We start from the raw sequence: 14045 nt of genomic DNA, 5'->3' as shown, positions 1-14045 counted from the left end.
CACCCTCACCGACGAGCAGCACAGCAACGTGTTGATGACGTGGCCCGACTCCGACGGAAATGCTGTGTCACGTTGACCGGCTCCACGGTGGACCACAACACCGCCACGGCCGCGGGCGGAGACGGAGGCGGCGGCATCTGCAACGAGTCCGACACGGTGTAGTTGATCGGGTCCGGGGTGTTCGCCGACACCCCGGGCAACTGCGGCCCGCCTGGCGCTGTGCTCGGCCGCACCGGCTGCGCAGGTGGCGGAAACGGCGGCCCCGGCGGTGGTGGCGGCGGCCCCGGCTGATCACCTCGCCGCCACCCAAAGCCCCGGCAAGAAGCAGCACAGCCCGCTTGCCGGGGCTCTTCCGCCGCTCGGCGTGGGTGGATCCGATGCGGCGCATGGGACTCCCCGGTGACAGGATCGGTGTTATGAACACCGAGACGGATTGGGTGTACCGGGTGTTCGAGCCGCACGGCTCCGAGGGCTGGCGCCCCTATGGCAGCGACCCCGAACGGTGGCAGGGCGCGATCACCGCCCCCGACTCGACCGAGGGCGCCAAGTACGCCATCGGCCGCATCGTCGGCGATCTGATGACCGAGTGGGAGAGGGTCGGCCTCCATCACGCGATGCACGTGCGGGTCTTCCTCTGGCACGACGAGGCAGGCGACATGGAGGATGCGGACTTCATCGTGGAGGTCCGGCCCCGGTCGGACATCGACGCAGCGTGATCTCCGGGGCGTGAGGCTCCTCACGGTGACAGGCTCGGTGCGATGGGCACCGAGAGGGCGTGGGTGTACCGGGTGGCGGAGCCGCACGGCTCCGCCACCCGGCGCTCCCCGGCGACCAGGCAGGCCTCCCCCGCGCCGGGAACAGGCCCGCGAACTGCTCGTCACCGAACAACGGCCCCAGTTCGCCTCGCACCCGGATCGCCAGACTCCCCTTCGGGAAACCGCCCGTGCCACCCGCACCGTCTCCGCCGGAATCTCCCCCAGCCCCTCCGGCCGCACCGACATTGGCACCCTCCCAAAACGACGTCGGCTCCCAAGACCACAACCTGGTCTTGGGAGCCGACGTCACGCGAGGGCCCGAATCAACCAACAGCATCCCCGCGTACGGGGTGCCGGGCCCGACTCATGCCCGAGGTGGCTGCCTGCCCGATTCCGGGGTTCGGCCGAGGACGGGCCGGGGCTGGGGCCGGTGCGGCGGGTACCCGGCCGGCTCGTGCACCGCGTCGTGCAGCTGCCAGTGCGCGAGGAGCGTCCAGTGCTTGCCCAGGGCCTGGTAGATGTGAACTACGCCGCGTATGCGATTCAGCGGTCGCGGAACGGCGGCAGCACTTTCTGCTCCACCAGACGGTCGAACAGCTGCAGCAGCCGCGTCTCGGTGTCGAGCGCGTCCGCGAATCCCGCCTGGCGGATCTTCACGGTGGACGTGATGTTGTCCGCCTCGTGGTGAAACAGGAAGTCCCCGACCGGCCAGGCGACGAGCTTCTCGTACGGCGTGGGGACCAGGCCGTGACGGTCGACGAGTCGTTGCCACACGTCCGCGCGGGTCGGCATGGCCTCGGTGAGCGACATCTGCTGGGGCGGGGCGTAGCCCATGCCGAAGTGCTCGGCGAACCGCGGCCAGAGGCCGGACCAGCGGAACTGGTCGCCGTTGGTCGCGTTGAAGACCTGATCGGCAGCGCCCCCTGCCCCGCGGCCCGGAACGGGCCCTGTGGCCCCAGGACAACGGCGCACTGACAGGCCAGGACGGAATCGGAAGGGAACGTGTCATGAGGGCCCTGCCTCACCCGCGCACCGGCGAGGGGGCCGCCGTGCCGGGGCTGCTCACGCTGATCGTGCTGGAGACGACCGCGCTGGTGACCGCGCCGGCCCGGGACCGGCCGATCGTCGGCGGGCGCTCATCGGCGCAGCCGCCGCCGCGTTCGTCGTGGTGACGGCCATGTGGCACAGCCGCCGGAAGGCCGCCCGCCCGGCCCGGCAGCACCGGCCGGAGACGGTCGACGAGTCGTGGTTCACCGCCCGCACGCTGGACGGTTTCCCCATGGAGGCCGTGCGCCCGCATCTGCTCGGCAAGGGCGCGCCCGGTCTCGACCACCTCCACACCGCGTGGATCTTCGCCACCCATGGCCAGGACGCCGGGTGGATCGAGCGCCACCTGGACCTGCCTGCCGACGTCACCCGGCTCCTGGTCGGGGCCGCACGTCGGCGTCACTGACCGACTGGTGTTCTGCGGCAGGGCCGGCATCGGGGAAAGTCCCCGGTCAGGACCTGGTCAGGAGTTGCCGAGCCGGATCGCCTTGATGAGCAGAAGCAGGGCGCTGAGGATCAGATAGCCGCGCAGCGCCATCATGCCCAGTCGGGTGCCGGCCGACCAGCGCACCGGCTGAAGGAGTGCCAGGGGCGGCATGCGCCAGGCGAGTTTCTCGGCTTGCGACATCGCCGGTACCTGCCGCGCAGGCATGCGGCGCCGGAGGACCCGGATGGTGACAGCGGTGGTGACCAGGCCCGTGACCAGTACGGTCGTCGGCCAGATGGTGAGCCGGGTGACGTTGACCTTCGGGAAGAGCGTGGTGGTCATCAGCGTGCCGGAGAGCATCAGCAGGACGGAGATGATGACGGTGGCGAGCATGTTCAGCCAGCGCGGGTTGACCCAGGGGCCGAGCACTTCGGTGTCGTTGCACAGCAGGAGCAGGAACACGCTCGCGGAGGGCAGCAGCAGTCCGGCAAGGGCCTGGACGGCCTCGGTGATCAGGCCGAGCGGCGCGCCCGGGATGAGGACGATGGCGGCCGCGACCAGGACCAGCAGGCTGTAGGAGGCGTAGAACTGCTTGGCCTCGCCGAAGCTGCGGTGCAGGGAGTGGCGCAGGTTGAAGACGTCGCCGAAGGCGTAGCTGGTGGCCAGGGTGACGGCGGCCGCTCCGATGATGCCGGCGTCCAGCAGGACGATCGCGAACAGCACGCCCAGCACAGGGCCGTGGCGGCCGAGGGCGTCGGCGACTCCGGCGGCGTCGGTGAAGTGGCCGTGGGCGGCGGTGCCCCGGACCGCGAAGTCGGCGATCATGATCAACGCGGCGGCGCCCGCGACGACCACGAGGGAGCCGATCACCGTGTCGGCACGCTCGTAGCCGATGAAGCGCGGGGTGATGCGCTTGTCGATCACGTTGGACTGCTGGAAGAAGAGCTGCCACGGGGCGACGGTGGTGCCGACGATCGCGATGATCAGCAGGACGGCCTCGCTGGTGACGCCGCCCTGGATGCCGGGCACCACGAAGTCGTGTGCCGCCCGTCCCCACTGCGGCTGGGACATGAGGGCCAGCGGGATCAGCAGCAGGCTGGCGCCGATGAAGGCGAACATGGCGCGCTCCCAGCGGCGGAAGGAACCGCTGGCGGTCACGGCGACGAGGACGACGGCGGCCACCGGAACGACGACGTACCGCGAGACGCCGAGGTGTTCGGAGGCCAGGGAGATGCCGATGAACTCGGTCACAAGGGTGAGGAAGTTGAGCAGGAAGAGATCGCCGACGCTGAACCAGCCCCAGAAGCGGCCGAACCGCTCGGTGATCAGGCGTGCGTGGCCGACGCCGGTGACCGCACCCAGCCGCACGACCATCTCCTGATTGACGATCAGGACGGGGATGAGCAGGAGCAGTACCCACAGGAGTGAGTAGCCGTAGTTCTGGCCCGCCTGTGCGTATGTGGCGATGCCGCCGGCGTCGTTGTCGCCGACCATCACGATGATGCCGGGGCCGACGATGGCCAGCAGGGTCAGCAGCCGGGTCTTGAACCCGGGACGCTCCTCGACGTGGGCGCGGGGGACGTGGCCGAAGGCGCCCTGGATCTCGCCGAGGTGGGCCTCGTCGAGCACGGCGCCGGGCCGCACCGGGCGGGACGGTGACGCGGCGGGATGGGCGGCGGCCTTCCTTACGGAGGGTCGGGCGGGACGGCCGGTGGTCCCCTTCGCGGGGGCTTCGGCGGGGCGCTTCGGAGGCGGCCCCGGTGGACGCTTCCGCTTCGGCGGCTCCGGGGGTCGTTCGTGCTCCGCCGGGCGGGGCTTCGCCGGTTCGGCGGGGAGGCCGGCGCGGCTCGCAGGCTTGGGATGCTCCGGTCCGGGGCAGCGGGCCGTGGGCTCCGGCCGGGCGGGCCGGCCGGGGAGAGCCGGGGGCTCGGGGCGGCCCGCCCCGCCGGTGGGCCGGTCGTCCGCGCTCATGATCCGGGTGGCCTGTTGTGCGGGGCGTGTTCGAGACCGGGCTCCTCCACGTGGTGGGTCGGGTGCGGGGCCGGCTCGCGTCGGCGCCAGTCCTCCGGGATGACCACCTCGAGGACGTCGTCGACCGTGATGACACCCAGGATGTGGTCCTCGCCGTCGATGACCGGGACGGTGAGCAGGTTGTAGTCGGTCATGAGCAGGGCGACGTCCTCGACATCGGTGTCCGGCCCGGCACGGACCGGATCACGGTCGGCCACCTCGTCCAGCCGCGCGGCCGGATCGGCCTGCAGCAACTCCACGAGGGTGACCACGCCGAGCAGCCGCTGCTCCTCCCCGACCACGTACACGCTGGTCAGCGCCTGGGACTGCAGGGCGCGGGCCTCACCCACCGACCGCAGCGCCTCGGCGACGGTGCTGTTGCCCGCCATGGAGAGGACGTCGAGCGCCATCAGCCCCCCTGCGCTGGAGGGGTTGAAGCCCATCAGTGTCAGCACCTTGGTGCGCTGCCCGGCGGGGAGTGCGTCCAGGACGGGCTGGCGCCGGCTCTGCGGCAGGTCGTTGATGGCGTCCGCGGCGTCGTCGGCACGCATGCGGCCGAGCACCTGAGCGATTTCGGCGTCGCTGCGTTCGCCCAGCAGCCGGGTCTGCGAGTCCGGCTCCAGCTCCTCGAACACATCGGCTTCGAGCTCGGGGTCGGCGTGGACGGTCTGCAGGATCTCGTGCGACTCGGTGCGGTTGGCATCCTCCAGCAGATCGGCGAGGTCCGCCGGCTTCAGCCGCCCGAGACGGGCGAACGGCCCGCGGACCCGGGCGGAGCGGGCATGGCCGACCAACGGCTCGAAGGACTTCCAGTCCCGCCAGTCGGGCTGAGCGGCACGCCCCCTGAGTAGACCCCGCAAGCGCGGCGGCCTCCGCGTGTCCAGGCAGGTCAGAACCCATTGGTCCAGCCGCTGCTCCAGCGCGATGTCGTACGCGCGGACCAGCTCGACGTCGGCCACGTCGATGACCCGGTGGCCCAGCACGTCCGCCCGCAGCAGCACCTCGCCCTCACGCCGTTCGAAGTGGCGCAGGTCCACCCGCGGGCTCGCCAGCGTGATCTTCTCCCTGTCCAGGTCTGCGACCTGCTCGGCGGGAAGGAAGACCTCGCGCCCGCCCACCCGTGCGACCAGCCCGGTGACCAGCGGATAGTCGCGCCCCCGTAGCCGCACGATGACGTCGGCGAGCCTGCCCACCACCTCGCCGTCACCCCCCACCACCGGCCGGTGGAGAAGCTGAGCGAGGTGCACAACGCGATCCACGCCTCCACGCTAGACATATGGTCACCAACAGGGACAGAGGGGCTGGTGATGTGCCCTGGAGTCCGGCAGCGTATGGCTTGTGCGGCCTCGCGGGCAGGGTGGGCGTCCGCGCGGCCGGAAGCGTGGGGCTGGGCGTGGTCAGGATGGCCGGCGGTGCGGCGACCGGGGTGACCAGGGGTCGGAGGGCGGTCCGGGCATCCTGGCCGCGCCCGTGCTGGCCGCGGCTCGCTCCACCGGTGCACGCCTCGTGCTCACCGACGACGGGCGCGCCCGCAGGCTGCTGTCCTCGGCCGACCAGGTCACCGGCGCGGGCGAACGCCTCGCCGACCTGGTGTGCGAGCTGCGGAGACAGGGTGAGGGCGTTCTGGTGGTCTTCGCTACGGACGTGGAGGCGCCGGCCGTCGCGGACATCGCGGTCGCAGTTCCCGGTGAACCCGGTGCCGAGGCGTCCTGGCCGGCGGGTCCGGTCTGCCCGGAGGGTCTGCGGGACGCATGGCGTGTCCTGCGGGCGGTGATCGCGGCCCGCAGGGTCTCTGCACGCTCCGTCCGGCCGGCCCTTGCGGCTTCGGTGCGCGGAACCCTGTTCGCCTTCTTGGGGCGCAGGCGCGGCGTCTTCCACGCCCTCACTCCCGCGCACACCGCGAGCCCGATCGCCCTGCCGTGGGCCGCCGCGGCCGCTCGCCGCGCCGCTCGCGCACCCGCCGCCCGGCAAGCCGGTTCCTGAACCGGCGACGAGATCGACCGGGCGGTCATGCTCATGGAGGGCATGGGCCGCCAGGACCTGGACGATCCGGAGTTCCGCGCCATCCGCACCGAGGCCCTGGAGGAGATCACCGAGGCCGGGCGCGAGGACCGGAGAACCGCCACAGGTGCCGGAGCCGGAGGGTGAGCCGGGCAGGTGGTGCCGGGCCTGATGGCTGTGCTGAACGAGTCCGTGGCTCGGACTGCGCCGGGTGCGTCAGGTCCTGGACCTCTCCGGCTCCTGACGCGCCCCGCTCGTGCCTGCCGGGCGGCGTCCTGGCTCCTGCCTGTCGTGCGGTGCCGTCTGTGTGGCGCACACGGTCAGCAGCCGGAGCAGTGCCCGGTCGGCTTCGGCGGGGGGCAGGGCTGACAGCACCCGTACCGCGGTTTCTGCGGCGCGGCGGGCCGGGCCGTGCAGGCGCAGCCAGGCCGGCACCCTCCCCTCCCGCCGGCAGGCCTGAAGCCGGGCGCGGGCCGTGTCGCGCCGGCGGCGCGCGCGCCGTTCGGCCCGGCTGCCGGGCGCCGCGGCGGCGCCGACCGCGTCCCAGCAGTGGAAGACGATCCGGTCGCGCACTGCCGCATCCGGCGCGCCGCGGACCAGCAGGGGGGCGAGGTGGATCAGCCGGCCGCGGCCGGCATCGCTCACGGCGTCGTTGACCATCCGGGCGAGGGCCGCCAGGAGGGCATCGGTGCACGCCGGGCGGTCGGTGAAGCCGGTGCCGGCCAGGAGCGAGACGTATTCCATGAGGCACATCCCGTCCGCCGGGCTCAGGTGCGTGTACCGCTGGAGCACGACGGGGTGTGCGCCGAAGTCGTTCATCGCACGCACCTCATTTGCGGTTCAGGTCCCCAGGGCCAGGTGGATGAGCGCGTAGGTGGCGGCCGCGGCCAGTCCGGCGCCGGGCATGGTCAGCAGCCAGGCGGTGGCGATGTTGCGGGCCATGCCCCAGCGCACCGCGGACAGCCGCCGGGTGGCGCCGGCGCCGAGGATCGCGGAGGTGATGGTGTGCGTGGTCGAGATCGGCGCCTGCCAGATGAACGCCGTCGCGTACAGCACGCTCGCGGCGGCCGACTCGGCGGCGAAACCGCGCGGCGGGTCGAGGTGCACGATCCGCCGTCCCAGCGTGCGGATGATGCGCCAGCCGCCCGTGTAGGTTCCCGCGGCCATGGAGGCGGCGACCGCTCCGATGACCCACCACGGCACGTCGAACGTGGCCTGCTGCCCGGCGGTGACCAGCGCGAGAACGATCACGCCCATCGTCTTCTGCGCGTCCTGCAGGCCGTGTCCCAGGCCCATCCCGGCCGCCGAGACGGACTGCGCGATGCGGAAACCGTGCGTCGCCTTCGCCGGCCGGGCGCGGCGGAAGAGCCACAGGATCACCGTGTGCACCAGGTAGCCGAGCACGGCCCCGAGCAGGGGCGAGAAGAGCATCGGCAGGACGACCTTGTCCACCACCCCGCTCCAGTGCACGCCGCTGGCCGCGGCGAGCGCGGCGCCGACCAGGCCGCCGATCAGGGCGTGGGAGGAGGAGGTGGGCAGCCCCAGCCGCCAGGTGATCAGGTTCCAGCAGATGGCGCCGATCAGGGCGGCGAACACCACGCTCAGACCGTGGGAGCTGGTCGGTGTGGCGATGATGCCCGCGCCGACCGTCTTGGCCACCCCGGTGCCCAGCGCCGCCCCGGCGAAGTTCATGCACGCCGCGAGCGCCAGCGCGGCAGCCGGGGTCAGCGCGCGGGTGGAGACCGACGTCGCGATCGCGTTCGCGGCGTCGTGGAAGCCGTTGGTGAAGTCGAACGCCAAGGCGATGACCACCACGGCCACCAGGGCAGCCAGATTCGCGTTCATCGAGCCCGACTCCGTCCACTGAAAGCCCCGCTACCCCTACATCATGGGCACTCGTCCATGAATGGGGGAAATGGGGTAAATGGGGGGGGAGCGGTACGGCGCGGGGCAGCGACTGCGCAGAGCGGCTCGCCGGCCGGCCGGCAGATGCTCGCTCACCCACGCCAGGGACGCGACCCGCACCGCGTCCCATGGGGAACCGAGCGGCGGCGTGCGGGACGGGTCGAGGTCGCCGACCTCGTCGACGCCGACCGGGCGGCCCGGCAGATCAGTCCCGACCGGGCTCGCGGGCGCGCCTGGTCGCCGAAGAGGACATGGACCGCATCCGCGCCCGGTTCCGGCCCGGCGCGCTCGGCTGCCCCACGACCACGACTGGGGGGACCACGGTCACCGCCCCTGCCCACAAAGGAGGCCGGGGGCTGTCGACGTCTGCATAGAGGGAACAGTGGTGGCAGGGCGTCCTTGGACCGTGCTCCCGGCGAGCAGGTTGCTTGGTCGGCCGTGGCTGCCGTTTCCAGGGTTGTTCAGGCGGGCTGGTGGGTGAGGAGGCGGGGGGCGAAGGCGGCTGCGAGGGTGGCGGTGGCCGAGCAGGCGGCGACGGTGGCCCAGGCGAGGGGGCCCAGGGGGGTGCAGCCGAAGAAGTGACTGATGCCGGGGGTTTCCACGACGGCGAGGAGTACTGCTGCGGATAGGGCGGCAGTGGCCAGGACGAGAGGGCTGCGCCAGTCGGTGATGAGGGTCTGGCCGAGTTGGGTGCCCACCAGCGCGGCCAGGCCCATGGTGTCGGCGCGCCGTGGCAGGCCGGTGATGCGGCCGACCTGCCAGGCGGCGATGGCGCCGAGGGTGGTGGCGGCGCCGCGCACGGCCAGGACGCGGGCCAGGTCCTGTCCGAGTGAGGAGGCGACAGGCCCGTCGGCCAGGGGGTCTTCGCCGGGTTGGGACTTGTGGGCCGGGGCGAGGGCGACGGCCAGGGCGGGCAGCATGTCGGTGAGCAGGTTGACCAGCAACAGCTGGCGGGTGCCCAGGGGAGCGCGGCCGGACAGGGCGGTGCCGAGCACGGTGAAGGCAACCTCGCCGGCGTTGCCGCCGACCAGGACCGCGACCGCGTCGCGCACGCTGCGCCACAGGGTACGGCCCTCGGTGAGGGCATGGAGGATGCGGGTGGGGTCGGGGTCGGCCAGCACGAGGTCGGCGGCGGCGCGGGCGGAGGTGGAGCCGTGGGCAGACAGGCCGATGCCGACGTCGGCCAGGCGGATGGCGGCGGCGTCGTTGGCGCCGTCGCCGGTCATGGCCACGACGTGCCCGGCGCGTTGCAGGGCGTGGACGATGCGGACCTTGTGTTCGGGGGAGACGCGGGCGAAGACCGCGGTCTGGGCGATCCGCTGGAGACGGACCGGTTCGGGCAGGGTGTCCAGTTCGGCGCCGGTGAGGGGGGTGTCGGCCTGGGGGATGCCCAGTTCGCGGGCGATGGTGGCGGCGGTGGCGGGGTGGTCGCCGGTGATCATGACGGTCCGGACCCCGGCTTTTGTCAGGCGTTTGACGGTTTCCGCGGCTCCGGGGCGCGGGGGGTCGGCCAGGGCGAGGAAGCCGAGCAGGGTCAGGTCGTGGGCCAGCTCGTCCACCTCGCTGCTGAGGCTTGCGGGTGAGGCCGGCCTGCTCTGGGCGACCGCGAGGACCCGCAGCCCGTGGGAGGCCAGGCGCCGCACCAGGTGATGGGCGGCGCGGCGCCGGGCCGGGTCGAGGGGGACGGTGCTGTCGCGGCCGGGTTCGGGGGGTGTGGTGAGGGTGGTGGTGCATCGGGCGAGGACGGTCTCGGGTGCTCCTTTGACGGCGAGGTAGGGGGTCCCGGATTCGGTGCCCAGGCAGGCGGAGTAGCCGCGGCCGGCTTCGAAGGGCAGCTCGGTGACCGGTTGCCAGGTGGGGTCTGGACCGCCGTGGGTGGTGGTGGCGTCAAGGACGGCCTGGTCGGTGGCGTGGGGCAACGCCTGGCCGGTCTCGGGCTTCGGGCAGGCGCGGGCCGCGGTCTGCAGCAGGTGACGGCCGGGTGGGCTGTCCATGTGCAGATCGTGGTCGCCTGTGGCCAGGCGGGTGACGGTCAGTCGGCCTTGGGTGAGGGTGCCGGTCTTGTCGAAGCAGACGACGTCGAGGCGGCCGAGGGCTTCCAGGACACGGGCGGAGCGGGTCAGGATCCCGTGCCGGGCCAGGCGGCGGGCGGCGGCGGACTGGGCGACGGTGGCGACCAGCGGGAGGCCTTCGGGGACGGCGGCGACCGCGATGGCCACCCCGGAGGCGAGCGCTTGGCGGACCGGCACCCCGCGCAGCAGGCCCAGGAGGGTGACGGCAGCGCCGCCGATGCCGACCGCGGGCAGCGCGGTCCGGGTCAGTGCGGCCAGGTGGCCTTCGATGCCGGGTGGGGTGGTGGCGGTGCCGGCCAGGTCGGCGGCGCGGCCGGCCTCGGTCTGGGCCCCGGTGGCCACCACCACGGCGTAGCCGGTGCCGGCCAGCACGGTGCATCCCTGGTAGACCATGCAGGACCGCTCGGCCAGGTCGGCGCCGGGGGTGGCCGCCGGGCCCTTGGCGACCGGGACGGACTCGCCGGTCAGGCTCGCCTCGTCGATCTCCAGGCGGTCGCCGACCAGCAACCGGGCGTCGGTCGGGACGACGTCCGAGGGCCCCAGCGCGATGATGTCCCCGACCCGCAGATCCCGGGCGGGGACGGTCCGCACGGGGGCGCCGGCCAAGCCGGTGAAGAACCGGGACCGATCCAAAGCCGCCGCGGCGGCAGGAGGCGTCCAGCAGGCTCGTCGGGCGGTCTGCTGTTCTTCCAGGAGCAGGCCGTGCAGGGCGCGTTCGGCGTGCAGCCGCTGGACGCCGCTGATCACGGCGTTGCCGGCCATCACGCCGCCGACCAGGACCGAGTCGATGCTGGAGCCCACGGCGGCGGAGGCGGCAGCGCCCAGGGCCAGCACGGGGGTGAGGGGGTCGCGCAGTTCCTCGCGTACCGCGGTCAGTAACTGGGCGGCCCCCCGGGCCGCCGTGGCCCGGCCGACGGCCCCGGCCGCGGCGTGGATGGTGTCGCGGAGGACGCCACGCGAGGGACGGGGCGGTACGGCAGGGGACTCGGCCGTCTGCCGACCGGCCGGGCTTTCGCCGAGGGCTTCGTGGAGGATGTCGAAGGCCTCGCGGGCCCCCAAGGCGTGCCAAGCGATGCGGATGCGGGCCGGTGGCAGGGGCCGGCGGGCCAGGCGGTGGGCCGCACGGAGACCACCGAGCTGGGCGAGGAAGGCCGCGCCATGGATCGGTGAGGTGGTCAGGCCGGCCACCGTACGGCGGGTGCGGGAGGCGGCGATCAGCGCTCCCAGGGCGGAGCCGCCCTGGGACAGGCGAGCGGAGGTGCTGCTGACCTGGTGGGCTTCGTCCAAGGCGGCCAGGATGCGCCAGGCCTGCGTCAGGCCGGGGCCGCAGATCAGGTCCGCCGACCAGCACACCCCGCCTGCAGCGCCGACGCCGGGGCTGGGGTTGGGCAGCACGGTGACTCCGATGTCCGCGGCGGCCAGCGCCTGGTCCTGGGCGGCAGTGAGCACCAGGACGACCTGCCCGTTGCCTTGCAGGCGCCGCACCTCCTCGGGGAGCGGGGCGGACACCGGCAGGGCCTGATCGGCCCAGGGAAGCAGTTCCCCGGCGCTTGCGTGCTCGGTGAGCAGCAGGCGGCGGGTGTGGGAGCGGGCCGCTGCGAGCAGGGCCTCGGCCAGGGGGTCGAGTTCGCAGCCGACCAGGATCCGGCCCTGGCACCGCCCGCTTGGGTCGCGCAGGTCCAACGGCAGTCCCGAGGGGGCATCCGGTCGCCCTCGGGGTGCGTCGGCGGGGCGCTCCAGCCGCCACCCGTCGCAGCTCCACGGCCCCTGCCCGCACAGCTCCTGCAGGGACCGGTCAGCCAGCGCGGCCTGCGCGGCGCCCCACACGTCGGCCTCGTCCAGGTAGCCGGTGGCGGCGGCCGACAGCAGCCGGGGGCGGGAGGCGCACAGGACGGCCGAGTCGATCAGGACGGTCGAGACCCGGTCCAGCAGTCGCAAGGCGGTCCCGTCCATGGGCACCACGCCGTCGCGGGCCAGGTCACGGCCCAGCCGTGCGCTGAAGGCCTCCCGGCCCATGCCCGCGGCCTTCGGCACGGTCGCCAAGATCGCCTGCGCGGCCTGCTCGGGACTGCGGGTCCACGCCAGCACCCCTCCAGCTCCCAGCAGCGCGGCCAGCGAGGTCCGCTGCCCGCACCTCTCCACCGGGCCGGCGGGCAGCGGCACCGGCCGGGGCCTCGGCTCGGGCGCCCGGCGCGGCAGCCCCTGGCCGGTCCCCACCAGTTCGCCCTCCCGCAGGCGCCACACGGCCTGCCGACTGCGGATCTCAGCAAGCTGACACAGACGCTGCACCGCATCCAGGGCCAACGGCGCCGCCCCCTTGGTCAGGGAGTGCACCACTGCGTTGGCCACCCCCAACAGCATCGCGGCATGCGCCGGGCCCAGCCGCTCCTCCAGCATGCGGCGCAGCCGTGGCTGGGTCTCCGCCACCACCACCGGCACCCGCAGCCCGGGCGGAAGTGCGGGCAGCGGCATCACCCGACGAGCCGCAGCCACCACCAGCCCCAGGCAGTCCGCGGCCAGCGACACCCCGGTCAGCACCGCCGGCGCCGTATCGAACGGCGGATACGGACGATGGCCCGCGAACGGCTCCCCGCCACTGCCGTGCGCCTCTTCCACCCGCCCCACCAGCTCCACCAGCCGGTCGACGCCGACGCGGCCTTCGTCGGCGTCGACCACCACCTGCCCCAGCACCGCGTTCACCTCCGCCCAGCGCACCCCCTCCACCGCGCGCAACGCCGTGCGCAGCCCGCAGACCAGCCGGTCATGCCGCTCCCCGCGTCCACTCAGACCGCGTACCTCGATATGCGCCCTGCCCCCACACGACCACACCCGCCGCCGTGCGCGGCCCTGGCCGGCATCCCCCAGCACAGCGGCCACCTCGGCAAGACCGGTCGGCAGACCGCGCAGGGCATCCCCCACCACTTGCCGGCTCCGGCGGACCACACCAGCAGCGCCTTCCACGGTCCCGCCCAGCACGCTCCACGGGGCCGGTGGGGAGACCAGGCCAGACACGGGTGGCAGAACTCCACTCCACAGCGGCACCGGCACCTCCTGCTCTGGGGTGGGCAAGGGACATGGGCTGAGCACGGCGAGTCCCGTGGCACCGACGCCATTCGGAGGTCCCTGGACCCCCCAGACAGCACCACGAGCCTCAAAGCATGATAATCACCAAATGCGTAACTTTAATCACAAAAGAGACAGTGTCCTTGGGAGGAAACCGTGAGCTCCCCCGCTCAGCACACCCCCACCCAGACTGCCGAAACTCCGAGCGGCCCATCCGCCGGGCACGAGGAGGCACCGCTTTCCCCTCACCGGCGCGACTGGCACACCTTCACCGTCACCATCCCCGTCGGCCGCGCCGTCTCCACCGTCACCCAAGCTGCCACGACGCCCGTCAGGGTGGCTCAACGCGTTCTGCCCGCCAAAGGCGGACTCCCCCTCTACCTCGGCCTCGGAACTCTCGGTGCAGTCGGCATCCTGGAATGGCCCGTGGCCGCCGGCATCGCCATCGGATACGCAGTCCTGCGCCGCGGAGGAGTGCTCACCCCCGCACCCGCCACGCCGGCCCCTGCACCTGAGGCCGAAACTCGCACCACCGCCGGGAAAGACGCCACCGCATAGGTCCCGCCTCCCCGCTCAAGAGCGCCCATGCCCAGCCCCGAGCGAAGCATTGTGACGGCGGCCGTGGCAAGCCGGCACGGCCGTTGACAAAGCATGGTGATCCGGTTCCGCGTAGCGCCTCCGCGGAACCGGCCGCTCCTCGCCGGCGACGTCCGCGAGTTCTTCGACAAGGTGCGCTGACAGCAAGTGTCCCGACGTGACAGGCAG

General features: G+C 73.1%; 11 protein-coding genes and 1 pseudogene. 5 read left to right on the top strand and 7 right to left on the bottom strand.

The features are described 5' to 3' along the window. The first annotated feature begins 416 nt into the window (after positions 1–416). Entirely contained in the window at positions 417–716 is a 300-nt protein-coding gene (locus ACX25U_RS41050) for a hypothetical protein (protein ID WP_454387730.1), read from the top strand. A 109-nt stretch (positions 717–825) separates the two neighbouring features. Here the strand turns inward: ACX25U_RS41050 and ACX25U_RS41045 are convergent. Continuing rightward, positions 826–1001, bottom strand: a pseudogene (locus ACX25U_RS41045) (IS5/IS1182 family transposase); the annotation flags it as partial. A gap of 297 nt (positions 1002–1298) precedes the next feature. After that, positions 1299–1589 (bottom strand): hypothetical protein, encoded by a 291-nt coding sequence (locus ACX25U_RS41040; protein WP_454387728.1) that lies wholly within the window; start codon positions 1587–1589, stop codon positions 1299–1301. 173 nt (positions 1590–1762) lie between these two features. On the opposite strand from ACX25U_RS41040, the gene ACX25U_RS41035 reads away from it, so the two are divergent. Beyond that, positions 1763–1927, top strand: coding sequence for a hypothetical protein (locus ACX25U_RS41035; protein ID WP_454387726.1), 165 nt, complete (start codon positions 1763–1765; stop codon positions 1925–1927). 5 nt (positions 1928–1932) lie between these two features. Further along, positions 1933–2208 (top strand): hypothetical protein, encoded by a 276-nt coding sequence (locus ACX25U_RS41030; protein ID WP_454387724.1) that lies wholly within the window; start codon positions 1933–1935, stop codon positions 2206–2208. Between the two features lie 57 nt (positions 2209–2265). Here ACX25U_RS41030 and ACX25U_RS41025 read toward each other — a convergent pair whose 3' ends face one another. Both ACX25U_RS41025 and ACX25U_RS41020 read right to left on the bottom strand, forming a co-directional pair. After that, positions 2266–4200 (bottom strand): Nramp family divalent metal transporter, encoded by a 1935-nt coding sequence (locus ACX25U_RS41025; protein WP_454387722.1) that lies wholly within the window; start codon positions 4198–4200, stop codon positions 2266–2268. Then, positions 4197–5498, bottom strand: a complete 1302-nt coding sequence (locus tag ACX25U_RS41020) for a magnesium transporter MgtE N-terminal domain-containing protein (RefSeq protein WP_454387720.1) — start codon at positions 5496–5498, stop codon at positions 4197–4199. Before ACX25U_RS41020 ends, ACX25U_RS41025 begins: the two co-directional genes overlap by 4 nt. Before the next feature lie 211 nt (positions 5499–5709). Here ACX25U_RS41020 and ACX25U_RS41015 point away from each other — a divergent pair, with 211 nt between their 5' ends. Next, positions 5710–6222, top strand: coding sequence for a hypothetical protein (locus ACX25U_RS41015; RefSeq protein ID WP_454387718.1), 513 nt, complete (start codon positions 5710–5712; stop codon positions 6220–6222). 42 nt (positions 6223–6264) lie between these two features. Beyond that, positions 6265–6387: a hypothetical protein gene (locus ACX25U_RS41010; RefSeq protein WP_454387716.1), complete on the top strand. Its 123-nt coding sequence runs from the start codon at positions 6265–6267 to the stop codon at positions 6385–6387. A 69-nt stretch (positions 6388–6456) separates the two neighbouring features. On the opposite strand, the gene ACX25U_RS41005 is transcribed toward ACX25U_RS41010, so the two are convergent. The 3 genes from ACX25U_RS41005 to ACX25U_RS40995 form a co-directional block, all read right to left on the bottom strand. Continuing rightward, positions 6457–7059, bottom strand: a complete 603-nt coding sequence (locus tag ACX25U_RS41005; RefSeq protein WP_454387714.1) for a hypothetical protein — start codon at positions 7057–7059, stop codon at positions 6457–6459. A 21-nt stretch (positions 7060–7080) separates the two neighbouring features. Then, the gene (locus tag ACX25U_RS41000) at positions 7081–8085 is read right to left on the bottom strand and encodes an anion permease (protein WP_454387712.1); all 1005 of its coding nucleotides are present in this window, start codon (positions 8083–8085) and stop codon (positions 7081–7083) included. A 521-nt stretch (positions 8086–8606) separates the two neighbouring features. Then, positions 8607–13139 carry an HAD-IC family P-type ATPase gene (locus ACX25U_RS40995; RefSeq protein ID WP_454387710.1) on the bottom strand — a complete coding sequence of 1511 codons (4533 nt, stop codon included), beginning with the start codon at positions 13137–13139 and terminating at the stop codon, positions 8607–8609. Between the last annotated feature and the right edge of the window lie 906 nt (positions 13140–14045).

This window comes from Streptomyces sp. JNUCC 63 (genome assembly GCF_054366325.1).
The sequence above is the reverse complement of the archived record's forward strand: the minus strand, read 5'-3'. Positions and strand labels throughout refer to the sequence as shown.